Here is a 23460-nt window from a genome sequence, read left to right as displayed (position 1 = left end):
CCAACAAGCCATTATTTTATTCCTTGCGACTGCCGTGCGTGCCGGAAGGCGATAGCTGCCTCAAGGAACGCGCGCGAACGCGACACTTCACCGGCAATCTCCTCGTCAAAACCACGGATCAGCAATTTGCGATAGATATCCGAAGCGTCCGGGTCGTTTTTCACCGAGACCGGCAACGCTGCCTTCTGCGCGCGACCGTAGGCCGCGACATCCCGCAGATTGTCGAAGAAGCCCGTATATTGGTTTCTGACCGCCGGACTGTAGCCGACAAGGGTGCCGTTGCGCCTGAAATAGGCGCAATCGTCGTTTTCAGGCGGCATCTGCCGGCGAGCGATTGTCAATCGATTTGCCTCATCGATCATCGTGCAAAACGCCTGTGCGTTGCGCAGATTCGCTTGTTCGATTTTTTCCCGCCTGGCTGCCTGTTCAGCAGACGGAGCAGCCCCCTGACATCCGACAAGTCCAATCAGGCTGAATGCGATCAACGCCTTGCCGACAAATGTAACGCGCATGTCTTACCTCGCCCCCGATGCCAGATATTGCCGACCGCGACCCGTCGCTACGGCCGCGTGAGAGAAAGCTCCACTGTCCGCGACGACGGCAACCTCGGTTTCCTTGAACCCGCGAAGGATCATCTTCCGATAAACGATTGCTCCATCCTCGGATTTCAGATGGGCTGGTATTTGCGCTTTCTTTGCGCGTTCCTCGTTGGTCGCCTTTTCCGCCGCCTGGGCGAGTGCAACGACGCCGCCAATCGGCACGGGGATCCCGTTGAAGGCAAAATTCGGTAAAGGCGTCGGGCGGCCGTCGAAACCCACAAGAGTATTGTTCCTGCGCATATAGGCGCAGTCGGGTGCATGTAATGGCTTCTCGTCCACCTTGGTCCTGCGCTGATTGAGCAAATCCACCAGTCCGCAATCCGCCTTGGCGACTCGATCATTCTCGCGATTGTATTCGTCCTGTTTCGCCTGTTGCTCCGGAGAAAGCGGCTTCGCCGTCTGGCAACCCGCCAACAAAAGTGCAGCCCCCGCCGCGATAAAAATCGTCGTGATCTTCATGGTCCCTCTCGAAATTCAATGTGATCGATCAATTTGCTTCCACGGCCTGAGCCGGTTTCCAGTTGCGGGCACGCGCCTGCGCATCCTCGATCTCTGTCGGTGTCATGCTCGCTGTCAGGCGCTCGAGAGCGGCACGCGCGCCGGGATGTCCGCGTTCATTGGCGAGATTGTAATAGAGGTGGGCACGGATCGGATCGGCAGCCACACCTTCACCCTTTTCCAGCATCTCGGCGAAACCGTAGAGCGAGACCGGGTTTCCGAGTGACGCGCCCTGTTCGAACAGCTTCACCGCCCTGGCGAAGTCCTGTTCGGTTCCGGTACCGGTTCGAAGAAGTGCGGCCTCCATGTTGCGCGCGCCGGTGTGGCCATTTTGCGAGGCCTTCTCGTAATAACCGAAGGCAATTGCGGCATCCTTGGCGCGACCAAGACCATCGAGAACAAGACCTGCGCAATTGAACTGGGCTTCCGGATTACCGAGATCGGCAGCCTTGCAGATGAGTTCAGCCGCGGCAGCAAAATCCTGGCGGACATTTTCGCCGCGAAGATGCATGAGCCCCAGCCGGTTCATCGCCGCAGCCGAACCTTTTTCCGCCGCAGCAATATAAAGAGCCCGCGCTTTCACCGCGTCGGGCGTAAAACCCACACCAAGCTCGACCATGCGCGCCAGATGAAAGCCGGCTTCTCCATCGCCCTTGTCAAAACCGTCGGCAAAAGCCTTTGCCGCATTGGAAAAATCCTTCTTTTCCAGAAGCGCCTTGCCATCTTCAAGAGGGCCAGCCGCTGTGGGATGGGCTAAACCCAAAGCGCTCATGAGGGCGATAACTGCCAGAGAGGTGAGGGCCGGTCGGCGGCATGATGTGTTGCGCATGGATTGAACTCCGTGATCGGGATTTTCCGGGTCATGCCCGGGAGCAATGTCGTCTTTTTTCGGCGCCGTGAGTTTGGGCGTCACGGCGAACAGGAATGGTGATTTCCGGTGAATTCGGCCTGCCATCATCTACCCACCATCCCCGGAAAGAGCCCGATGGAGTCGAGGCCGAACGGGTATTCTTCGCCTGCCGTTTCCTTGAAGGTTTCGATGCCTGAGGGGGCAAAGACACCATCTCGCGCCCGCAGCGTGCCCGCAGTCACCTGAACAGGACGGAAGGCATTGATCGTGATACTGCCCTGGGGCGCCTCAAAAACGCCGCCCTGATCACCGGTCCCGATCCACGCGGTCGATCCACCCCAGAAATTGTAGAGGCCGGTTGGACGCTGAACGACGGTCGGGATCGAGCCCCCCTCCAGCACCACGGAGGGAGCACTCGCGTTGATGCTGCCGTAGCTGACGATCTGGCCATATCTGTTCAGGATTGAGGATGAGGCGCGCAATTCGATATTGCCGTTGGCATTGATGGCGCCACCCGAAACATTTGTCGTGGACGAGCCATAACCGATGCAGGTCAACCTGCATCGATTGACGAACTGCAGGGAGCCGGACAGGCCGCCCTCATTGAGGATGCTACTGCCTTCAATATACACCGACCCGGAATCAGCATTGATCGAACTGCCGCGGTTAACGATGTTATCGCCAGCCTTCACCGAAACGCTACTGCCGATTATATATGCCTGTCGGCCGGGTAGACGCGGCTGGCCGTAGTTTATGCTGATAGTTTCGGTCGTTTCCCGCGATCGCCAGAGCGTGTACCAGAGGCGTTTGCCGTCGTCTTTCTGGTGGTGCCAGACACCTTCCCCGTTCAGGATGTCCGCAATATTAAGGACGTCCTTGCCTGCATCGATTGTCGTCTCGCTGTTGGAGAGGAGCCTGCCCGTATTGTTGATAACGGAGCCTTCGGCCTGCACATCAAGCCTTCCCTCTGAACCAAAGACGATTGCCAGTTGATCGGTATTTTCGGTCAACAGTTTTACATCGCCAGCGGCTTTGACGAATGCCTGGCTTTTCCCGCTCATCAGAACACCGGTATTTGTGATGTCACCCGTCCTGGCAAGAAGCGTCAACGCGCCGTTGATGGCTTCGATTCTGCTTTGAGGCTGACCGGCCAGTGAGCGGGCCTCTATCGAGCCCGCCTTAACATGGACATTGTCCTTCGCTTCAATTGATCCGCTCGTCGCGACCTTGCCAGACGCATCGATAACGAAATCACCCAGCATCGCGAGCCCGTTGCCCGCGTGGCTGACACCTGCGCCATTGTTGGTGGCGCGGATGCGGATCGTATTGGCCTTCAACGTTCCGCGGGAGGTTATTTCAATGGCGACAGAATTGTCGTCGCTTCCTTCTGCCTCCATCCGCCCCCAGCTCTGGAGATCGGAGTTCGGAAGAATCGCTGAATCGTATTCGACGGAGCTGCCGCCGGCGGTTAATTCTATAGTAGAACGGAGTTGACCGGCGCTGTTTTCGACAGGCCCGTCTATGCGAATACGCCCGGCCAGCATGTGCAGAGTGCTCATGGCGCCGGACAAGCCGCCGGGACCGACATTGATCGTCCCGTCTTTTGTCTTGAGCAGGACATTGTCCTGGTATGACGTTGGTGTAACTTCGAAGCTCCTGATCGACGCCTCACCGGTGGAAAGTACGACGCCGCCGGTGTTGTGGAAGGATGCGCCGTTCACGGAAATGCCGTTGGGATTGGCAATGATGACATGCGCGGGGTCGCCTACCACCCTCAGCGGGCCATTAAGATTGGAGATGCGGGAAGACGTCACTTCGTTCAGAATCGTGCGTGCATGGACCGTACTGTTGTCGAGATTGACCCCGAAAGGGCTGACAGAAAACTCCGTATAAGTGTTGTGACTGATGGTGGACCCGGGGCTGCCGACCGGTTCGGCTATATGAACCGTCGTTGCACCAGTCGCGACATCGGTGCTCGTCCTCGTATTGCTGCCACCGTCGGGAACGACCTGCGCGAAGGCTGGCAACGCAACGCCGCACAGCAGCAAGGATAGGCTAGCTGCGAGGGAATGCTTCATGTTTGCCAACTGGAACGTGCTTCTCATCTGGAGATGGACTCCCCTGTCTTGCTCGTCAGCCCTGTCAATTTGCACGGGTCGGCCAGTTCAGCCTTGCCGACGATCCACAGGTAATCGTAGAGCCTGCGCTCCTCGTCGGTGATATTTTCACCTTCGGCGAAAGCGCCAACGGTCAGAACCGACGCGTCTGCCTGCGCAAGGGCCTGATAAAGAGAGCGGTCCTTGCGGCCGTGACCACGGCCGACCTGCAGCAGAACACCATGCTTCAACATTCGGGCCTGCTCTGCGGAACCTGCCATCGAAAGATCGCGGCGGATCTGATGGTCGGCGTTCAGCGTGGCCTGCCGGTCCGAGATCAGGCCGCAATGCGCTACCATCATTGCTTTCGTCCAGCTTTCGCGGACTGCGGTTTCGGCTGCACCGAGCCGTTTGCGGATCGCCTTTTTCTCGCCTGGTGTCAGTTCGCTCGTGCGTCCATCTTTTTCCGCCAGATCGCCGCCACGTAACGGAATGCGAAGGCTGAATGCGCGCTCAACGAGCGGCAACCAGTTGTCGAAGGCTGGCCAGCCTCGCGTCCACCATTTAAGTTCTGCGCCCAGCCCGGCCGGTGTTTCCGGATGGTTTTTGCGATAGAGGGCAATTGCCGCATCGTCATCGCGCGAGAGCATTTCCATCACGACGGTTACGGGACGATCATCCTTTGCCATTGCCGACAGCACACAGGACGACGCAACTGCCTGCTCCCTGACGCCATGCCGTTCGCCAAAGAGCACGTAGTCCACCTTGCCGACGCGACCGGCCAGATCGGCAAAAGAGATCGGGCGGCTGTTGGACACTTCTTCAATCCTGCCCGTGCAGTCCTTGAACTCGCCGGGCGCCGCCAATCCTTGTCCGGCCATTGATAGCCAGCCTGCAGCCATCAGTACCGCAGCCAACACATGGCGAGCTATCCCTGCGCATATCTCCCTGTCTGGTCTCATGGTGTTGCCGCATCCAGCGCGTCGATACCGGCGCTGATCCCGTTGAGTGAAACCTTGAGCGGAATGGTGGTTGCCTTGGTGTCCTTGAGAGCGACCGTCAGAACATTTCCCTTGCGCAATGCGCCGAGCAGCGAGCCGTTGAGAGCAAAGCCGGCGTGGCATCCGGAAATATTGCAGGTCTCGAAGATAACGCGCTGTCTCTGCCCGCCATCGATCTTCAACTCCAGACCTGCAGGCAGATAGACGTTCAGGGGCGTCGAAATGATCGCGACACGTTGTTTTCCCTGCCTCGCAATGTTGAACAGAAAGACAACATCCTTCCCGCCGTTGACGGCCTGCGCCTGCTGGAGACGGCATGCTCCGCTTTCCGCTTTCGGCGTGGCGGAAGCCGCCTGCGGCTTGCAGACCAGTTCCCAGTCGCCATAACGTTTGGGCTCTACGACTGCTTCTGCCGCAACCCCGGAAGTCTCTTCCCGGACAGCGGGAGCCTTGCCGTCCTCCGCATTTGCTTTCGCCGCAGGCGCGATCAGCAGTAATCCAACGGCAACAAGCGCCGCCATGCCAATTCCGGATACTGATGAGACCCGCCAGCAGCACAGCCCGAACGTGAGGTGATTATCGCCAGCATTTCTTGAGGGAGGATCGAACAAAAACGGCATGGCTCAAAAAACCTTCAAACGCAGTGTCATGAACAACTCGCCCTTTTCCTCGCTCACGCGCCGGCTTCGGCTGTCTTCAGCAACCCGCCAGGCGTAGCCGATGTCGAAAGAAAGCCGCGGGCCGCCATATCGCAGGCCCACACCACTGCCGACCCGATAGCCGGTGACTTCATTGGCAACGTCGCGGCCGAGCCCGGCGTCGAGAAAGAGATAAGGGTTGAGACGGGAGAGGGTCGTTCGCGCCCATTCCGACGATGGGGCGGATATTTGCACTGGACCCTGGCTGTCCGGCTGTGTGCCTGATCCGGCCTTCTCCAAAAGCAAATCGACCGGCATCGCGAAGGCGACCTCGTTGCGCCACACCGCGCCCCGGTCAGCCTTGAAGCTTCCATTGGAAAATCCGCGCACCGAACTGCGCGAGCCGATCGTCATCTGGTCGTCGGAATAAAGCGCGGTTGCTGCCCATTGTGTGGACAGGCTGGACGAAACGGAGGCGCGCCCGGGGAAGACATAAGACCCCGAAAGAGATGCATCCAACTTTGTGAACTGGCTGTGGGGCGTGGAGTCATCGATATCGTCGGCATCTTCGCGTGCATTGAAGATAGAGAGCCCCTGGCTGGCACCGATCCGGGCCGACAGGTTGGCGCGTTCGAAAAAGCGGCTGTAAGTCAGACCCGCCTGAAGCGGAGAAACGCGCTGGTCCATCAGCCCAACGCCGTTGATGTAGCGGTTCTGTTCACGGTGCGCGACCGTGAAATCGGCGACGAGCCGCTCCGTGCGCGATGAATGAACGATCCAGTCGGCACCCGCGCTAACGTTCCAGGTCGTCATGAACAACTCGGAAAGCGGACCAAGGTCGATCATGTTCTCGGACCAATCGCCCTTCAGCCTCATTGTAGCGCGTCCCACGGGAACAGCGAAATCGCCGCTTAGCTCGTTAGTCTCGACGCCGCTCTTAAGCGTCAGCCCCCACATATCGTTAATGCCGATGAGATTGTCTTTCTCCGCCGTGATCCCGAAGCGAAGCTTATCCACACCTTCAATTGATTCCGTGTCGTAACCGCCGTAGAGCCTGAACGCGTCATTGATGCGGTTCGTGATCTGCACATCGGAGGTCGCCGGCCTTTTGCCCGGAACAAGCTCCGCCTTTGCCTTGTTCGAAGGAACCCTGTTGAGGCTATCGAGTGTGTCCTGCAGGCGATCGACATGCAGAACATCGTCTTTGGCAATTGTGCCAGTCATCGCGATCCGGGCGGATGGCGGCAGCAAGGTCAGGCGTTCGAGATCGTCATCAAGGCCCTCCCACCAGGCATCTGCCTGCTGCACGAACTCGGAAATGGACGTGGATCGTGCGACGTTGCCACTTAATTCGGCCATGCGGGGAAAGAACGCCTTATAAGGCTGCTGCTCCTCCTTGTAGGTGACCGCATCGATCCGCCCGGGCACAACGCGCAGGACCAGCGTTCTGCTGGCGGCAATGTCTTGCTCCGGCAACCAGGCCTGCGTCGTGGCAAAACCCCTGTCGGCAAAAAGGCCGTTTACCGCCTTTAGTAATCCGCCGACGCTTTCATTGCTCTGGCAGGACAATGCGAAGGGTCTTGTCACGTCCTCCACAGCTTCGCTGCCAATGAGTTCGTGGCCGCCTTCGATGCGGATCGTGTCTACCGGAAAACATGGTGAAGCACCGGACGTCGCATTATCAGATATAGGACCTGCAAATGTCTGGATCGTCAGGGCAGGCTCCTGCGATGCGGCGACACCTGGATCTACCTGACCTGCGTTTGCCTCTACCGACGATCGTTTGTTGAGATCATCCCGTGACAATGCCGTTTGTGGAGCAAAGCAAAGAGCTGCGCAGAGAACGACGACCAAGTTTCGCAACGCGGGTGAGGTCAGCGCGATACCGCCGATCACCTTCCCGTCGAAACCACTTGCTGTAGATGATTTGGTAGCTGCCGGAACGACGAATCGCGCTCTGGCCAGATATCTGGTCATCAATAAACTTCAACCCCATGTTGCCCAATGTGACGCATTAATCAATAGAGGGTGTTTTGCAAGACAACTCTGGCGCGCTTATCAAAAGAATGAGAATTGAGTTACCAATTTGCATCAGTTATTCGTTGGATTTCGTTGAGATCGAAGCTCGCACGGCGCTGGCCAGAGTGGATTCAAGGGGCGATACTTCACGTCAGAATTATAGTTAAGTGTTTGCTATTGCTGGTTTTATTTTTCCGGCCGAAGTTAAGCAGGCAGCCGGTTGCAAGCAGTTGAATTGGTCGCAGGATAAGATGCAAAAAGTCATATGTGATTGTTTGTGATCTGCCCCAAATGCCGGCATGGGCACGAAACGCGGCGAATCCGGGACAGATTTTTTGATTTGCCCGACCAGTAACGGCGAAGATGAACGACCTTTACGTGTGTTTTCTAGGCGGTGATTGGGGGAAGGGGCTGTAGGCTCGCGGGTCTGTCCCTATTTTCGCTGAAGCCGGGAAGAGGCAGGCGCTCGGGGCCGAGAAATCCACCTTTCCAGCCGGAGATCGGGTAGTTTCCCCCTGACAAACAGGTAACTCCCTTAATCCGAAACAGCCACCGTCTCCCGAAAACCTGCAGGGAGACTCGTATGTCCATTCAAGACAACCCGAACATCATTAGAATCAATGGAGCGGTAAAGGAATATAACCGGTGGTGGGCCGTCTCCACCCTAAACGAACGGCGTTCAGTTTGGCCCGGGCTATACCGCACGACGACATCATCGAAGCCCTTTGGGCCATCGGTCTCGTACGAGACCTCGACGACATGCGGGGTCTCCGGATTGCGAAGGCCTGAAGCATGTATCCAGAAGAACCGAGCCTGATAGTCGTGCCCGTCCCAACTTGCAATCACCGCGTCTGCCATAATCCAACACCGGGCCTGTCTAGTTTATTCCTGTTTTGTTCCTTAAGGTATTTTCCGGGCACCTTTCAGCACCCGGAAACAGTAGAATGTGGTTTGGCCAGTTTTAGCTTCCAAAATGGCCAGATCTAACGCCTTTTGGCCAATACTTAGATCGGTTTCTCATCAGATATCCAGATTATCCGCGAATGCCGCCCGTTCCTGAATGAAACGGAAGCGGGCATCGGCCTTGGTGCCCATCAGATTGTCGACGGCCTCGCGGGTGCCTTCGAAATCCACATCGTCGATCTCGACACGCAGCAGGGTGCGCTTTTCGGGATCCATGGTGGTTTCCTTCAGTTGCTGGGCCATCATCTCGCCGAGGCCTTTGAAGCGGCCGATTTCGACCTTCTTGCCCTTGAAAACGGTTTCCATCAGCTCGGCGCGGTGGGCGTCGTCGCGGGCATAGGCGCTCTTGGCACCCTGACGGATGACGTAGAGCGGCGGCACGGCGAGGTACAGGTGATTGCCGCGAATGAGTTCCGGCATTTCCTGATAGAAGAAGGTGATGAGCAGCGAGGCGATATGGGCGCCATCGACATCGGCATCGGTCATGATGATGATGCGCTCATATCGCAGGTCTTCTTCGCGATATTTGGTGCGCGTGCCGCAACCGAGCGCCTGGATGAGATCGGCGATCTGCTGGTTGGCGGAGAGCTTTTCGCGGCTGGCGCTGCCGACGTTGAGGATTTTACCGCGCAGCGGCAGAATGGCCTGATTGGCGCGGTTGCGCGCCTGCTTGGCCGAGCCGCCCGCCGAGTCGCCCTCGACGATGAAAAGCTCAGCGCCTTCTGCGGTGTTCTGGGCGCAATCCGCCAGCTTGCCGGGCAGGCGCAGCTTGCGCACGGCGGTCTTGCGGTTGACTTCCTTTTCCTTGCGGCGGCGCAGGCGCTCTTCCGCGCGCTCGATCACCCAGTCGAGCAGCTTGGCCGCTTCGCCCGGATTGCCGGCGAGATAATGGTCGAAGGGATCGCGCAGCGCGTTTTCGACGATGCGCTGAGCCTCGACGGTGGCGAGCTTGTCCTTGGTCTGGCCGACGAATTCCGGCTCGCGGATGAAAACGGAGAGCATGCCGGCGGCCGAGATCATCACGTCATCGGTGGTGATGTCCTTGGCGCGCTTGTTCTGCGTCAGGTCCGCATAATTCTTCAGGCCCTTGGTGAGCGCAATGCGGAAACCGGCCTCATGCGTGCCGCCTTCGGGCGTGGGAATGGTGTTGCAATAGGAATGGATCTGCGTATCGCCGCCATACCAGGTCACCGCCCATTCCAGCGCACCGTGGCCGCCGGTTTTTTCCGTGCGGCCCGAGAAAATCTCGCGGGTGACGGTGAATTCCTTGCCGAGCGTGGCGGCGAGATAATCCTTCAGGCCGCCGGGGAAATGGAACACGGCCTTTTCGGGGATTTCGCCGCCGGCCGGCACCATGCCGGGATCGCAGCTCCAGCGAATTTCGACACCGCCGAAGAGATAGGCCTTGGAGCGGGCCATGCGGAAGATACGGGCCGGTTCGAATTTCGCGTGGTCGCCGAAGATTTGCGGATCGGGATGGAAACGCACGCGGGTGCCGCGGCGATTGTGCACGTCGCCCAGCTCTTCCAGCGGACCGATCGGCAGGCCGCGCGAGAAACGCTGGCGGTAAAGCTTGCGGTTACGGGCCACTTCCACTTCAAGAAGATCGGACAGCGCATTGACCACAGAAACGCCGACGCCGTGCAGGCCGCCCGATGTCTCATAGGCCTTGCCGTCGAACTTGCCGCCGGCGTGCAGCTTGGTCATGATGACTTCGAGCGTCGACTTGCCCGGCACCTGCGGGTGGTTTTCCACCGGAATGCCGCGGCCATTGTCGGTGACGGTCAGGAAACCTTCGGCGTCGAGGTGAACCTCGATGAAATTGGCGTGGCCGGCGACGGCCTCGTCCATGGAGTTGTCGATGACTTCGGCGAACAGGTGGTGCAGCGCCTTCTCATCGGTGCCGCCAATATACATGCCGGGGCGCATGCGCACCGGCTCCAGCCCTTCGAGCACGCGGATCGAGGACGCGCCGTAGTCGTCACCGGATGGTGATACGGGGGCGGGCGGCGTCACGGCCGCAACGGCTGCGGGTTTCGGCTGCACATTCGCGTTGGCGGCTGCGGTCGCCGGGGCATTTACGGCTTTCACCGTATCCTCGTTCGTTTCCGTTTCGCTGTTTCGTGCTGCCGGAAGACCGGAGAAGAGATCGTTGCTGTCGTCCATCATGTCCAAAGTTCAAAGTCGTGTGTCAGAATTTCGCCATGCGAATCATTATGCCAGTAGCGTCAATCATAACGCCAAACGCGGTTCCCGTCCGATTTGAAGTGGGTCCGTCTGGCAAACGCGGCGCATCCTATGCCACGATTGTGTCAGGGTTTCGCAACAGGAGGATTGCGCTGGCGAGGTTGCAATGGCAAGTCTCGCAGCCACGAATGAACGGTTAGCCAAGGCATGTCCACAGCTCATTTCACGTTTTGTACTCTTTTCAGCCTGAGTGTTGCGGCCATGCCGGTTGCAGCCTTCGCCTCCGATGGGCCGTTGCGTCCCTTCAAGGATGAGCTGTTTTCCGCCCAGACGGTGCTTTCCACGGCCGATGGTGGCGCTTCCGAGGTCATCGACTATCAGGAGATGCGCGATATCAACGGCCGCGACGAGGTGCCGGAGCGGCGGGTGAAACGGCAATATGTCGATATGACGCCGAAGAAGGCGCAGGCGCTGGAAAGTGTTTCCGTTGAGGGTAGGGCGCTTGAGGTTGGCCGCGTCGGGCCGGCAAGCGGGCAGGCCTTCACGGTCATCTTTATCCATGGGCGCGGCGGTGACCGGCGGCTCGGCATGAACGACTATACGTTCGGCGGCAATTTCAACCGGCTGAAAAATCTGGCGGTCGCCAATGGCGGCACCTATTATGCGCCGAGCGTGCGATCTTTCGATGAGAACGGCGTTGCCGATGTTGCGGCGCTGATTGCCGATGCGGCGAAAAAATCGGGCGGCAAGCCTGTCATTTTGACCTGTGCCTCCATGGGCAGTTTCATCTGCTACGGCATCAGCCGCGACAAGGCTGCCGTCGCCAATCTCAAGGGCATGGCGATCCTCGGCGGTGCGGTCGATCCGGATTTTCCGAAAAGCGTCTTTGCCAGGGCGAAGAAGCCGGTCTGGTTCACCCATGGCAGCGCCGACAAGGTCTATTCTGCTGATCAGCAGGCCACGATCTTCCGTTCCTTGCTGAAGGCCGGCGAGCCGGCGCGGTTCACGCGCTATGAGACCGGCAGCCACGGCACACCGGTGCGCATGACCGACTGGCGGGCGGTTTTGAACTGGATTTTGAGCCGCTGAGGCGTCGATTTGGGTCAGCAACGGCAAATTTTTAGAAATTGCCCGTCGTTTTGAACCCTTCGGCCGCTTTTTTGTACCATTTGTTGCCGGCTGAGGTTAAAGGAATATCCCGGGATTTCCGGCAGTGTTTCTGTCGCGATTATGGGCCGTGATACGGCTGAGGGAAGGGGCGCCGCCACAGGCGGCCTCAAGACAAAGGGAATGGGATACGCATGACGCCGAATGTTCGACCGCTTGTTGCCGGAAACTGGAAGATGAACGGCACCCGTGCCTCGCTCGATCAGATCAAGGCCATGGCAGAGGGCGTCAAGGGCGCGCTGTCCGAAAAGGTGGATGCGCTGATCTGCCCGCCCTCGACATTGCTCTACGTCTCAACGGCGCTGTGCGATGACAGCCCGCTGATGATCGGCGCGCAGGATTGCCACCAGAACGCCTCCGGCGCGCATACCGGCGATATTTCCGCCGAGATGATCGCAGACTGCTTCGGCACCCATGTCATCGTCGGCCATTCCGAGCGCCGTACCGACCATGCCGAGACGGATCATCTGGTGCGCGCCAAGGCCGTGGCCGCCCATCAGGCCGATCTCATCGCCATCGTCTGCATCGGCGAGACGGCGGATGAGCGCAAGGCGGGCCAGACGCTCGATATTCTCAAGCGCCAGCTCGCCGGCTCCCTGCCGGATGAGGCGACGGCCGAAAATACCGTCATCGCCTATGAGCCCGTCTGGGCGATCGGCACGGGTCTGACACCCACCGTGGACGATGTGCGCGAGGCTCATGCCTTCATGCGCGACGAACTCGTCAAGCGCTTTGGCGACGCCGGCAAGACCATGCGCATCCTCTATGGCGGCTCGGTGAAGCCCGCCAATGCGCTGGAGCTGATGGGCGTCGAGAACGTGGATGGCGCGCTGATCGGCGGCGCGAGCTTGAAAGCCGCAGACTTCCTGTCCATCTATGCGGCATACGAGCAACTGACGGCCTGAGACAGGTTTTCCTGTTACAGATGGCGGGAAAGGGGCTTGGAATAAGCCTTCGCCTCATGTAAAGAGCCGCGAAACCTTCTTTGTAGTGCTCCGCGCGGGGCATGGAATGGATTGTCATGCAGACCGTTTTGATTGTTATTCACCTCATGATCGTGCTGGCGCTTGTCGGTGTGGTCCTGATCCAGCGTTCCGAAGGCGGCGGCCTCGGTATCGGCGGCGGTTCGGGCTTCATGTCCGCGCGCGGAACGGCCAATGCGCTGACGCGCACCACGGCGATCCTTGCCGCGTTGTTCTTCGCGACCTCGCTCGGCCTCGGTCTTCTGACGCGCTACGAATCGCGCCCGACCGATATTCTGAACCGTATTCCGGCCACGCAGGGCCAGGGTAACGGCATTCTCGATACGCTCGGCCCGGCGACGACGCCGTCGACGCCCGCTCCGGCTGAGAATGGCGTTCCGACCAATGGTGCAGCCGCACCGGCTCAGACGACCCCGGCTCCGGCCGCTTCCGGCACGGCCGCTCCGGCCCCGGCGCAGCCCGCCGATCCGAACGCAGTTCCGACCGGTCAATAAGCCCGGTTTTGATTTAACGCTCCGGCAGGCCAAAAGCCTGCCGGTTTTCTTTTGTTCGCATTCCGGCCTGACCCATTGCCAATTCGTCAACAGCGAATTTGCAACAGCATGAAATTTGGGCTGGCGGAATCAGAGGTAAAAAGGTATCCGGTGAATCCCATGGCGCGATATGTATTCATCACAGGCGGCGTGGTCTCCTCTCTAGGTAAGGGCATCGCCGCGGCAGCACTCGGAGCTTTGTTGCAATCCCGTGGTTATCGGGTGCGGCTTCGTAAACTCGACCCCTATCTGAACGTCGATCCCGGCACCATGAGCCCGACACAGCACGGCGAAGTGTTCGTGACGGATGACGGTGCCGAGACGGACCTCGACCTTGGCCACTACGAGCGCTTCACGGGGCGTTCGGCCACCAAGACCGACAACATCACCACCGGTCGCATCTACAAGAACATCATCGACAAGGAACGGCGCGGCGACTATCTCGGCGCAACGGTTCAGGTCATTCCGCATGTCACCAACGAGATCAAGGATTTCGTGATCGAAGGCAATGACGATTACGACTTCGTCATCTGCGAGATCGGTGGCACGGTGGGTGACATCGAGGCGATGCCGTTCATGGAGGCGATCCGTCAGCTCGGCAACGACCTGCCGCGCGGCACGGCGATCTATCTTCACCTGACGCTGATGCCCTATATTCCGGCGGCTGGTGAATTGAAGACCAAGCCGACCCAGCATTCCGTGAAGGAACTGCAGGCGCTCGGCATTCATCCCGACATTCTGCTGGTGCGCGCCGACCGGGAAATCCCGGAAGCGGAACGCCGCAAGCTTTCGCTGTTCTGCAACGTGCGTCCTTCCGCCGTCATCCAGGCGCTGGATGTGGCGAATATCTATGACGTTCCGATTGCCTACCACAAGGAAGGCCTCGATTCGGAAGTGCTGGCCGCGTTCGGCATCGAGCCTGCGCCGAAGCCGCGTCTGGAGCCCTGGGAAGAGGTCTGCAACCGCATCCGCACGCCGGAAGGCGAAGTGACGATTGCGATTGTCGGCAAATATACCGGCCTCAAGGATGCCTATAAGTCGCTGATCGAGGCGCTGCATCACGGTGGCTTCGCCAACCGCGTCAAGGTCAAGCTGGAGTGGATCGAGTCGGAAGTCTTCGAAAAGGAAGACCCGACGCCTTATCTCGAAAAGGTCAACGGCATTCTGGTGCCCGGCGGCTTCGGCGAGCGCGGTTCGGAAGGCAAGATCATGGCGGCGCAGTTCGCGCGTGAGCGCAACGTGCCCTATTTCGGCATCTGCTTCGGCATGCAGATGGCGGTCGTAGAAGCGGCCCGTCACCTTGCCGGCATCGAAAATGCCTCCTCCACCGAATTCGGCCCGACTTCCGAGCCGGTCGTTGGCCTCATGACCGAATGGGTCAAGGGCAACGAGCTGGAGAAGCGCTCCTCCAAGGGCGATCTCGGCGGCACGATGCGTCTCGGCGCCTACAAGGCGGCGCTGAAGAAAGACACCAAGATCGCCGAAATCTACGGCACCACGGATATTTCCGAGCGCCACCGTCACCGCTATGAGGTGAATGTGGATTACAAGGACCGGCTGGAAGAATGCGGCCTGGTCTTCTCGGGCATGTCTCCGGATGGTGTCCTGCCGGAAACGGTGGAATATCCCGATCACCCGTGGTTCATCGGCGTTCAGTACCACCCGGAACTGAAGAGCCGTCCGCTCGACCCGCATCCGCTGTTTGCGAGCTTCGTGGAAGCGGCGGTGGAGCAGAGCCGGCTGGTTTGACGGTTTGAATGAGATGAAGAGGGCCGCTTTTGCGGCCCTTTTTTATTGATACGTTCTCCGTCGTCATGCTCGGGCCTGTCCCGAGCATCTGCTACGTTGCGATTGGCGATACGTTGGCAGATCCTCGGTACAAGACCGAGGATGACGGCGCGTTTGAGGAGAGGTCTGTCGCCTACCCGATAACGTCTGCGGCCATATATGTTTAAACAAAAAAACGGGCCCGAAGGCCCGTTCTGCATTCCACCAGAATCCAAACCGATTACTTCGGCCCGATCATGTTCTCTGGGCGCACATACTGGTCGAATTCCTCGTTGGTGAGGTATCCGCCGCCAACGGCCTCGTCGCGCAGCGTCGTGCCGTTCTTGTGCGCGGTCTTGGCGATCTTGGCGCAGATGTCGTAGCCGAGCTTGCTGTTCAGCGCAGTGACGAGCATCAGCGAGTTCTCGACGCCCTTTTTGATGTTGTCTTCGCGGGCCTCGATGCCGACGACGCAATTGTCGGTGAAGGAGACGGCCGCATCGCCCAGAAGCTGGACCGACTGCAGGAAATTGTAGGCCATCATCGGGTTATAGACGTTGAGCTCGAAGTGACCCTGCGAACCGGCGAAGGACAGTGCTGCATTGTTGCCGAAGATGTGGGCGCACACCTGCGTCAGCGCTTCCGACTGGGTGGGGTTGACCTTGCCCGGCATGATCGACGAGCCGGGTTCGTTTTCCGGCAGCGACAATTCACCGAGACCGGCGCGCGGGCCGGAGCCGAGGAAGCGGATGTCGTTGGCGATCTTGAACAGCGCAGCAGCGGCCGCATTGATCGCACCGTGCGAGAAGACCATGGAATCGTGCGAGGCGAGCGCCTCGAACTTGTTCGGCGCAGTCACGAAGGGCAGGCCGGTAATCTTGGAGATTTCCTCGGCGACCTTTTCGGCAAAGCCGATGGGGGCGTTGAGGCCCGTGCCGACGGCCGTGCCGCCCTGGGCGAGCTTGGAGAGTGCTGGCAGGGTGGTTTCGATATTGGCGATGGCAGACGCCACCTGCGCGGCGTAGCCGGAGAATTCCTGGCCGAGCGTCAGCGGCGTTGCATCCTGCGTGTGGGTGCGGCCGATCTTGATGATCTTTTCGAACTGCTTGACCTTCGCTTCCAGCGCCTTGTGCAGGTGCTTGAGGGCGGGCAACAGGTGATGAACGATTTCTTCCACGCAGGCGATGTGCATCGCGGTGGGGTAGGTGTCGTTCGAGGACTGGCTCATATTGACGTGGTCGTTCGGATGAACCGGCTTCTTGGTGCCCATTTCGCCGCCGAGCATCTCGATTGCGCGGTTGGAAATCACCTCATTGGCGTTCATGTTGGACTGGGTGCCGGAGCCGGTCTGCCAGACGACGAGCGGGAAATGCTCGGTCAGCTTGCCGTCGATGACTTCCTGTGCGGCGGCGATGATGGCGTCACCGACCTTGGGGTCGAGGCCTGCCAGCGCCATGTTGGCGCGTGCGGCTGCCTGCTTGACGATGCCGAGCGCGCGAACGACAGAGGCGGGCTGCTTTTCCCAGCCGATCTTGAAGTTGCCGAGCGAGCGCTGCGCCTGCGCGCCCCAATAGCGATCGGCCTGAACTTCAATGGGTCCAAATGTATCGGTTTCCGTCCGTGTGGCTGTCATCAATCTTGCCTTTTTACTCGTTTTCCTCCGCCAAAACGGCGCCTTCGCCCGCCTTGTGCGGCCGATATATAGAATCATCGCGCCGGCAATGAAAGCGCTGCAATGCAGCGGAGGCAGATATTTCCCGCCGCGCAAAAGCGATTTCGCCGTAAGGCGCGGTGCAGGGTGAAAAAGGCGCCGGCGTGTCATTTTTACTACGACGCGAAATGGCTGGAAAACCGGGCTTTCCGGGGCACCCGGAAGGTCTGATGGGGCAGGGCAAAGTGAATGAAATAAATGGAAATTTAACCATTCTCGCCAATTCTGGAAATTACGTTTTTACGGCTTTGGCTGTATCATAAGGTTCATTTCGGCACGGTTGTGGGCTTTTTCGCGTTTTCTTTTCAACGGGCCGTCGATCGGCTAGACAAGCATGAAACTGATGCCCGCCCTTTCGCTGGCGGTGCTGGGTGCTACGAGGATCAAATTGCAAGTCACATCTGGAAAAACATCGGCAGCACTGGTGCTGGCTCTCGGTCTTTCCGTTTCCACCGCTCTTCCCGGCAGCGCCGGTGCGGTAACGCTGATGGACCTCCTGCGCGGCGGCCCTGGCAAGATCGCGCGTGATCGCGGTGAGTTGCCGCCGGCCGGCATCGTCACCTCGCCCCCCGGATCGAGTGCCGGCCAAAGTGCCGATGCTTCCGATCCCGAGCCGCTGCCGCGTGTTTCCGGCCCGCGCTATTACGACTACAAGGCGGATGCGGCCCGTGCGGTGAACACGGCGAATTTCGGTGAAGGCCTTGCCAATCTGAAATTCAGCGCCACCCCCGAGATCGCCAAGGCGCTGGAAGCCTATTACGGCGCCGGTGGCAAGACGCTCTGGGTTTCGGAAGGCGAGCTGACCGCGCGCGCCAATGCTGTCATCGCCTTTCTCGAGACGGTCGGTGAAAGCGGCCTCGATCCGGCCGATTACAGCATTTCGTCGCCGGCAAAGGATGTGACGGCCAGCATCAGCAACGCTTCCGGTGCGGCTGCGACCGATACGCCGGTGGAGACGGCCTCGGCACCCGTGTCCGACGCCTATCAGCGGGCGCAGATGCAGTTCGAGCTGGCGCTTTCCGCCAAGGTTCTCGCCTATGTGCAGGATACGGCCCGTGGCCGTGTCGATCCGAACCGGCTCTCCGGCTATCACGATTTCAAGCGCAAGACGGTGAACCTCGCACCGGTGCTGAAGCTTGCGGGCCTGAGCCCCGATGTTGCCGCCTATCTGCGCAGCCGCGAACCGTCTAGCGCCGAATATCTGGCGCTGAAGGCGGAGCTTGCCCGCCTGCGCGGTGAGGGCGATGCGGCGCATGTCGTCCGCGTTCCCGCCGATCTGGTGCTGAAGCCCGGCAACAGCAGCGCGGATATGGCCAATGTCGTCAAGGCCATCGAACATCGCGCTTCGCCCGCCTTCAAGGCCGAGCATGCCGCGATCATTTCCGCTTACCAGCAGACGCCGGACTATACGCCCGATCTCGTCGATCTGGTGAAGGCGTTCCAGAGCGAAAACGGCCTGAAGCCCGATGGCGTGATCGGCCGCGCCACCGTGCGCGCCATGGTCGGCGAAAGCAATGACGCGAAGATCGCCAAGGTGCAGGTGGCCATGGAGCAGGTCCGCTGGCTGCCGGCCGATCTCGGCCAGCGTTATGTCTTCATCAACCAGCCCGCCTTCATGGCCTATTACCACAATGACGGCCAGGAACAGTTCGGCATGAAGGTGGTCGTCGGCTCCAAGGCCAATCAGACCTATTTCTTCCAGGACGAAATCCAGACCGTCGAGTTCAACCCCTATTGGGGCGTGCCGCAGTCGATCATCGTCAACGAGATGCTGCCGAAGCTGCGCCGCGATCCGTCCTATCTCGACCGGCTGGGTTACGAAGTGCAGGTGGGCGGTCGTGCCGTCTCCTCCACCAGCGTCAACTGGTATGGCTCCACAAACGCCGTTTCCGTGCGCCAGCCGCCGAGCAGCGACAATGCGCTGGGCGACCTGAAAATCCTGTTCCCCAATGCGCATGCCATCTACATGCATGACACGCCGGCCAAGAGCTTCTTCAACCGCGACATGCGGGCGCTGAGCCATGGCTGTATCCGTCTGGTCGATCCGCGCCGCATGGCCGCCGCCGTTCTCGGCACCAGCGTCGACAAGGTCGGAGAGCAGATCGCATCCGGCAAGAACCGCGCCGTGCAGGTGCCGGAGAAGGTTCCGGTCTACGTGGCCTATTTCACCGCCTGGCCGGACAAGGACGGCAAGGTGCAGTTCTTCGACGATGTCTATGATCGCGACAGCTATGTGCAGAAGGCGTTCGCCGTGACGACGAAGGCGCGGGCCGCGTCGATCTGATTAGGATAGCATCAAGAAAAAAGCGCCGGAGACGGCGCTTTTTTGTTTGAAGGAAAGGCCTGCCCAATTTGTTTGGTGCTGGAGTCCGCCTGCTACATTTTGGCGTTAACGGCAACACCGTACTCCGTCACCCCGGACTTGATCCGGGGGCCAGCGCGATCAAGTCCTTGATCGCACGAGAGCCCTTTCACCGCGCAGACGCGCCGTGGCTGGATGCCGGATCAAGTCCGGCATGACGGAAGAGAGGTTGTTCAGCTCTCATCGACGTCGGAATCGCCGTTCCCTGGCGCTTTACTTGTCTGGTCCAGCCTCTCAGGCGGCTGCTGCACCCTTCGCAACCAGTTCTTCGAACAGCGCCGGCGTCAATTCAGTGAAATCGTCGATCACGACATCCGGCTCCAATTCAACCATCGGCACATCCGAATAACCGAAGGTCACGCCAATCGACGGGACGGCGGCGTTCTTTGCAGCGAGAATGTCGTTGATGCTGTCGCCAACCATGATGGAGCGCTGGACGTCGCCGCCGGCTTTTTCGATGGTGCCGAGAATATGGCGGGCATCCGGCTTGCGGAAGGAGAAGGTGTCGCCGCAGGTGATGGCGGCGAAATAGCGTGTCAGACCGAGTTCTTCGAGCAGCGGCAGAGCGAGGATTTCAGTCTTGTTGGTGCAGACGGCAAGCGTGATGCCGGCTTCCGAAAGCGCCTCCAGAGTATCGACAATGCCGGGATAGGGGCGGCTCTCGCCGGGCATTTCGGCGCGGTAATGGGTGATGAAGCGCTCATAGAGCGGCTCGATTTCGGCTTCCGGCAGTTCCGTCTCGCGAAGCGCGAAGGCGCGCTTGATCATGACCCGCGCGCCCTGGCCGACGAGGTGGGTCAGGTCGTCATAGGTGACGGGGGCAAGGCCGGCTGCGGCAATGGTGTGGTTGAGGCTCGAGACCAGATCGGCGGCGGTATCGACCAGCGTGCCGTCGAGATCGAAAATGGCGAGCGGGGAGAGCGGGCGGGATGTCACGGGAACTGGCCTCTCGGGAATGCGTGTAACTGATGTATCGGTGCTTGCATTCACGCCAAGCCTAGGCAAACGGGCCTGTCTTTGCAACCGCGTCACAACGTTCTGTTCGTTGGCTTGAAAAAGGCTTTCGTTTGGCTTTCGACCCGTGTAAACAGCACGGCGACGACAAAGTTACCGGAGTTTCAGGCACATGGATGCCCGCCAGATGAAGATCAAGGCCGCCGAGGCCGCATTGTCCCACGTACAGGATGGGATGCGGCTCGGTATCGGCACGGGTTCGACGGCCGAGGAATTCGTCAGGCTTCTGGCCGAAAAGGTCGCCGCCGGTCTGAAGGTCGAGGGCGTGCCGACATCCGAGCGCACCGCGCGCCTGTGCGTCGAGCTTGGCGTGCCGCTGAAATCCCTCGACGAGTTGCCGGAACTGGATCTGACCATCGACGGTGCGGATGAGGTCGATCATGCGCTGCGTCTCGTCAAGGGCGGCGGCGGCGCGCTGCTGCGCGAAAAGATCGTTGCGGCGGCATCCGCCCGAATGATCGTGATTGCCGACCAGAGCAAGGTGGTGGAGACGCTGGGCGCCTTTCCGCTGCCCATCGAAATCAACCCGTTCGGCCAGGTGGCGACGCGTATCGCCATCGAAAAACTGGCGGCGCGTTCCGGGCTTTCCGGCACGCTGACGATGCGTTCTTCCGGCGACGGCGCCTTCATGACCGATGGCGGGCACCTTATCCTCGACGCATCTTTTGGCCGTATTCCTGATGCAGAAGCGCTAGCACGCGAGCTGAACACGATTCCCGGTGTCGTCGAGCACGGACTTTTCATAAATTTGGCATCGCTTGCCATTATCGCGGGTCCTGAAGGTGCCCGCGTGATGCAGGCAGTATAACAGGAGCGAGATTTTCATGGTCAAACTAGCGGGACTGGGCAAAGCTGCCGCTGCTTCGATCCTCATTTCCGGCATCGTGTTCGGTACTGCCGCACGCGCTCAGGAAATTTCGGAAGCGCATATCGCTGCCGCACGGCAGGCGATCACCTCTCTTGGCGTTACCGACCGTTTCGACGACATTCTGCCGGGTCTGGCGGAGCGTCTGAAGGCCGAACTCATTCAGGCTTCGCCGAACGTTCAGGACGCAATCACCGAGACTGTTGACGCGAAGGCTCTCGAGCTTGCGCCGCGCCGCGCCGATCTGGAGCGCGAAGCAGCGCTCACCTATGCGCGCGCCTTCACCGTCGAAGAGCTGAACGCCATTTCCACCTTCTACAGCAGCGAAGCCGGCAAGAAGCTCCTGAAGGACGGCCCCATCGCCACGCGCGAACTGATGAAGGCCGCCGACATCTGGGCAGCCGGCATCAACCGCGACCTCAACGCTTCCAGCATGTCGGAACTGCAGAAGGTTGCCGGCGCCGATCTGAAGCCGCTTCCGGCCGATCAGAACGCCACGGGCGGTGCTCCGGCGGCTCCCAAGCCCTGATTGAATGAACAGACAGTTCAGAAATATTCAAAGCCCGGTCGCAAGACCGGGCTTTTCATTTGTGCGTTGCAGCACCTATATGTGCCGTGAAGACGCCACCGTTCGCCTTGAGGCTGATGGCGTCGTTTTGATCAGGGGTTTTGACTATGACAGCTTATGACTACGATCTTTTCGTCATCGGTGGCGGTTCAGGCGGCGTGCGCAGCGGCCGCGTGGCGGCCTCGCTCGGCAAGCGCGTCGCAATCGCCGAGGAATACCGCTATGGCGGAACCTGCGTCATCCGCGGCTGCGTGCCGAAGAAGCTGTTTGTCTATGCCTCGCAATTCCCTGAGCATTTCGAGGATTCGGAAGGATTCGGCTGGAGCGTCGGCGAGCTCAGCTTCGACTGGAAGAAGCTGATCGCGGCCAAGGACAAGGAAATCACCCGTCTCGAAGGGCTCTACCGCAAGGGTCTGGAAAACGCCAAGGCCGATATTTTCGACAGCCGGGCGGAACTGGTCGACGCCCATACCGTGAAGCTGACGAAAACCGGCGAGACCTTCACCGCCGAGCGCATCGTGATTGCCGTCGGCGGTACGCCGAACGAGCACAAGGCGCTGCCCGGCCATGAGCTGACGATCTCGTCCAACGAGGCCTTCGACCTGGAAGAGCTGCCGAAGTCGATCCTGATCGCCGGCGGCGGTTACATCGCGGTCGAATTCGCCAATATATTCCATGGGCTCGGCGTCGAAACGACCCTGATCTATCGCGGCAAGGAAATCCTGTCGCGTTTCGATCAGGACATGCGCAAGGGCCTGCACGAGGCCATGGAAGCCAAGGGCATCAAGATACTGCTCGGCGATGTCATCGAAGAAGTGACGAAGGGTGAGGGCGCATTGCAGGCCCGCACCAAGAACCATGGCACGCTTGCCGTCGAGACGGTGATGCTGGCGCTCGGGCGCGATCCGAACACGAAGGGTCTCGGTCTCGAAAACGCCGGCGTGAAGCTGGATGCGCGCGGCGCGATCGTCGTCGACGACTATTCGCGGACCAACGTTCCGAATATCTTCGCTCTGGGCGACGTCACCGACCGGGTACAGCTGACGCCGGTGGCGATCCATGAGGCCATGTGCTTCATCGAAACCGAATACAAGAACAACCCGACCAAGCCGGATCACGAGTTGATCGCGACGGCGGTGTTCTCGCAGCCGGAAATTGGAACCGTCGGTCTTTCGGAAGAGGAAGCCGGTAAGAAATATCCGGAACTGGAAGTTTATCGCGCCCAGTTCCGGCCGATGAAGGCGACGCTTTCCGGCCGTCAGGAAAAGACGATCATGAAGCTGATCGTCAATGCCGCCGACCGCAAGGTCGTCGGCGCGCATATTCTCGGCCATGAGGCAGGCGAGATGGCGCAGCTTCTCGGCATCACGCTGAAAGCCGGCTGCACCAAGGATGATTTCGATCGCACCATGGCGGTTCATCCGACGGCCGCCGAAGAGCTGGTGACGATGTATTCGCCGAGCTATCGCGTCGTGAATGGCGAGCGTGTGTAACGCCGGTACAGGCGTGATATAATCGTCGCCCACATCAGCCTGCCGCCCTTTGAAAGCGAAGTTTTCGAAGGGCGGCGGGGTTGTTAAATCGTTTGAATTGACTTTTGTGCGTCTGGAGCGCTCAAAACGGGCAGAATGAGCCGGAT

General features: G+C 59.7%; 18 protein-coding genes. 8 read left to right on the top strand and 10 right to left on the bottom strand.

The annotated features are described in order from the left end of the window. Nucleotides 1-11 precede the first annotated feature (11 nt). The 8 genes from CFBP4996_RS06465 to parE form a co-directional block, all read right to left on the bottom strand. Nucleotides 12-512, bottom strand: a complete 501-nt coding sequence (locus tag CFBP4996_RS06465; RefSeq protein ID WP_080851905.1) for a hypothetical protein — start codon at nt 510-512, stop codon at nt 12-14. Nucleotides 513-515: 3 nt separating this feature from the next. Continuing rightward, complete coding sequence (locus CFBP4996_RS06460; RefSeq protein WP_080851907.1) at nt 516-1058, bottom strand: hypothetical protein; 543 nt, start codon at nt 1056-1058, stop codon at nt 516-518. A gap of 28 nt (nt 1059-1086) precedes the next feature. Continuing rightward, the gene (locus CFBP4996_RS06455; RefSeq protein WP_233283530.1) at nt 1087-1926 is read right to left on the bottom strand and encodes a tetratricopeptide repeat protein; all 840 of its coding nucleotides are present in this window, start codon (nt 1924-1926) and stop codon (nt 1087-1089) included. Nucleotides 1927-2051: 125 nt separating this feature from the next. Further along, nucleotides 2052-4052 (bottom strand): filamentous hemagglutinin N-terminal domain-containing protein, encoded by a 2001-nt coding sequence (locus tag CFBP4996_RS06450; protein ID WP_233283529.1) that lies wholly within the window; start codon nt 4050-4052, stop codon nt 2052-2054. Next, the gene (locus CFBP4996_RS06445; protein WP_233283528.1) at nt 4049-4963 is read right to left on the bottom strand and encodes a ChaN family lipoprotein; all 915 of its coding nucleotides are present in this window, start codon (nt 4961-4963) and stop codon (nt 4049-4051) included. Before CFBP4996_RS06445 ends, CFBP4996_RS06450 begins: the two co-directional genes overlap by 4 nt. A 38-nt stretch (nt 4964-5001) precedes the next feature. Further along, entirely contained in the window at nt 5002-5565 is a 564-nt protein-coding gene (locus CFBP4996_RS06440) for an invasion associated locus B family protein (protein ID WP_080851913.1), read from the bottom strand. Between the two features lie 102 nt (nt 5566-5667). Then, nucleotides 5668-7659: a ShlB/FhaC/HecB family hemolysin secretion/activation protein gene (locus CFBP4996_RS06435; protein WP_245310885.1), complete on the bottom strand. Its 1992-nt coding sequence runs from the start codon at nt 7657-7659 to the stop codon at nt 5668-5670. Between the two features lie 1062 nt (nt 7660-8721). Then, on the bottom strand, nt 8722-10833 hold the full coding sequence (gene parE, locus CFBP4996_RS06430) for a DNA topoisomerase IV subunit B (protein ID WP_080851917.1): 2112 nt from the start codon (nt 10831-10833) through the stop codon (nt 8722-8724). 225 nt (nt 10834-11058) lie between these two features. On the opposite strand from parE, the gene CFBP4996_RS06425 reads away from it, so the two are divergent. The 4 genes from CFBP4996_RS06425 (at nt 11059) to CFBP4996_RS06410 (ending at nt 15283) form a co-directional block, all read left to right on the top strand. Next, complete coding sequence (locus tag CFBP4996_RS06425) at nt 11059-11940, top strand: alpha/beta fold hydrolase (RefSeq protein ID WP_080851919.1); 882 nt, start codon at nt 11059-11061, stop codon at nt 11938-11940. 212 nt (nt 11941-12152) lie between these two features. After that, nucleotides 12153-12923 (top strand): triose-phosphate isomerase, encoded by a 771-nt coding sequence (tpiA, locus tag CFBP4996_RS06420; RefSeq protein ID WP_080851921.1) that lies wholly within the window; start codon nt 12153-12155, stop codon nt 12921-12923. A 116-nt stretch (nt 12924-13039) separates the two neighbouring features. Then, nucleotides 13040-13495, top strand: a complete 456-nt coding sequence (secG, locus tag CFBP4996_RS06415; RefSeq protein WP_003524802.1) for a preprotein translocase subunit SecG — start codon at nt 13040-13042, stop codon at nt 13493-13495. A 159-nt stretch (nt 13496-13654) separates the two neighbouring features. Beyond that, nucleotides 13655-15283, top strand: coding sequence for a CTP synthase (locus tag CFBP4996_RS06410; protein ID WP_003524803.1), 1629 nt, complete (start codon nt 13655-13657; stop codon nt 15281-15283). Between the two features lie 259 nt (nt 15284-15542). On the opposite strand, the gene fumC is transcribed toward CFBP4996_RS06410, so the two are convergent. After that, complete coding sequence (gene fumC / locus CFBP4996_RS06405; protein ID WP_080818713.1) at nt 15543-16934, bottom strand: class II fumarate hydratase; 1392 nt, start codon at nt 16932-16934, stop codon at nt 15543-15545. Between the two features lie 412 nt (nt 16935-17346). Between fumC and CFBP4996_RS06400 the strand changes: the two genes are divergently transcribed. Beyond that, nucleotides 17347-19296, top strand: coding sequence for a L,D-transpeptidase family protein (locus tag CFBP4996_RS06400; RefSeq protein WP_481158976.1), 1950 nt, complete (start codon nt 17347-17349; stop codon nt 19294-19296). Nucleotides 19297-19608: 312 nt separating this feature from the next. Here the strand turns inward: CFBP4996_RS06400 and CFBP4996_RS06395 are convergent, their stop codons facing one another. After that, complete coding sequence (locus CFBP4996_RS06395) at nt 19609-20310, bottom strand: phosphoglycolate phosphatase (protein WP_080851923.1); 702 nt, start codon at nt 20308-20310, stop codon at nt 19609-19611. A gap of 190 nt (nt 20311-20500) precedes the next feature. Between CFBP4996_RS06395 and rpiA the strand changes: the two genes are divergently transcribed. The 3 genes from rpiA to gor all read left to right on the top strand — a co-directional run bounded on the left by rpiA (nt 20501) and on the right by gor (nt 23314). Then, the gene (gene rpiA, locus CFBP4996_RS06390) at nt 20501-21196 is read left to right on the top strand and encodes a ribose-5-phosphate isomerase RpiA (RefSeq protein ID WP_035262017.1); all 696 of its coding nucleotides are present in this window, start codon (nt 20501-20503) and stop codon (nt 21194-21196) included. 16 nt (nt 21197-21212) lie between these two features. Next, complete coding sequence (locus tag CFBP4996_RS06385; RefSeq protein ID WP_003524811.1) at nt 21213-21782, top strand: DUF2059 domain-containing protein; 570 nt, start codon at nt 21213-21215, stop codon at nt 21780-21782. 146 nt (nt 21783-21928) lie between these two features. Further along, entirely contained in the window at nt 21929-23314 is a 1386-nt protein-coding gene (gene gor, locus CFBP4996_RS06380) for a glutathione-disulfide reductase (protein ID WP_080851925.1), read from the top strand. Nucleotides 23315-23460: the final 146 nt, after the last annotated feature.

It is taken from the genome of Agrobacterium leguminum (genome assembly GCF_005144435.2).
In the GTDB taxonomy this organism is placed as follows: domain Bacteria; phylum Pseudomonadota; class Alphaproteobacteria; order Rhizobiales; family Rhizobiaceae; genus Agrobacterium; species Agrobacterium leguminum.
This window is presented reverse-complemented; position numbering and strand designations above follow the sequence as displayed.

Coding starts and splice junctions, on each gene's coding strand:
- CFBP4996_RS06435 (WP_245310885.1), bottom strand. CDS start 7,659: ATGACCAGATATCTGGCCAGAGCGCGATTCGTCGTTCCGGCAGCTACC.
- rpiA (WP_035262017.1), top strand. CDS start 20,501: ATGGATGCCCGCCAGATGAAGATCAAGGCCGCCGAGGCCGCATTGTCC.
- gor (WP_080851925.1), top strand. CDS start 21,929: ATGACAGCTTATGACTACGATCTTTTCGTCATCGGTGGCGGTTCAGGC.
- fumC (WP_080818713.1), bottom strand. CDS start 16,934: ATGACAGCCACACGGACGGAAACCGATACATTTGGACCCATTGAAGTT.
- CFBP4996_RS06385 (WP_003524811.1), top strand. CDS start 21,213: ATGGTCAAACTAGCGGGACTGGGCAAAGCTGCCGCTGCTTCGATCCTC.
- CFBP4996_RS06450 (WP_233283529.1), bottom strand. CDS start 4,052: ATGAGAAGCACGTTCCAGTTGGCAAACATGAAGCATTCCCTCGCAGCT.
- secG (WP_003524802.1), top strand. CDS start 13,040: ATGCAGACCGTTTTGATTGTTATTCACCTCATGATCGTGCTGGCGCTT.
- parE (WP_080851917.1), bottom strand. CDS start 10,833: ATGATGGACGACAGCAACGATCTCTTCTCCGGTCTTCCGGCAGCACGA.
- CFBP4996_RS06425 (WP_080851919.1), top strand. CDS start 11,059: ATGTCCACAGCTCATTTCACGTTTTGTACTCTTTTCAGCCTGAGTGTT.
- tpiA (WP_080851921.1), top strand. CDS start 12,153: ATGACGCCGAATGTTCGACCGCTTGTTGCCGGAAACTGGAAGATGAAC.
- CFBP4996_RS06455 (WP_233283530.1), bottom strand. CDS start 1,926: ATGCGCAACACATCATGCCGCCGACCGGCCCTCACCTCTCTGGCAGTT.
- CFBP4996_RS06410 (WP_003524803.1), top strand. CDS start 13,655: ATGGCGCGATATGTATTCATCACAGGCGGCGTGGTCTCCTCTCTAGGT.
- CFBP4996_RS06460 (WP_080851907.1), bottom strand. CDS start 1,058: ATGAAGATCACGACGATTTTTATCGCGGCGGGGGCTGCACTTTTGTTG.
- CFBP4996_RS06465 (WP_080851905.1), bottom strand. CDS start 512: ATGCGCGTTACATTTGTCGGCAAGGCGTTGATCGCATTCAGCCTGATT.
- CFBP4996_RS06400 (WP_481158976.1), top strand. CDS start 17,347: ATGAAACTGATGCCCGCCCTTTCGCTGGCGGTGCTGGGTGCTACGAGG.
- CFBP4996_RS06440 (WP_080851913.1), bottom strand. CDS start 5,565: ATGGCGGCGCTTGTTGCCGTTGGATTACTGCTGATCGCGCCTGCGGCG.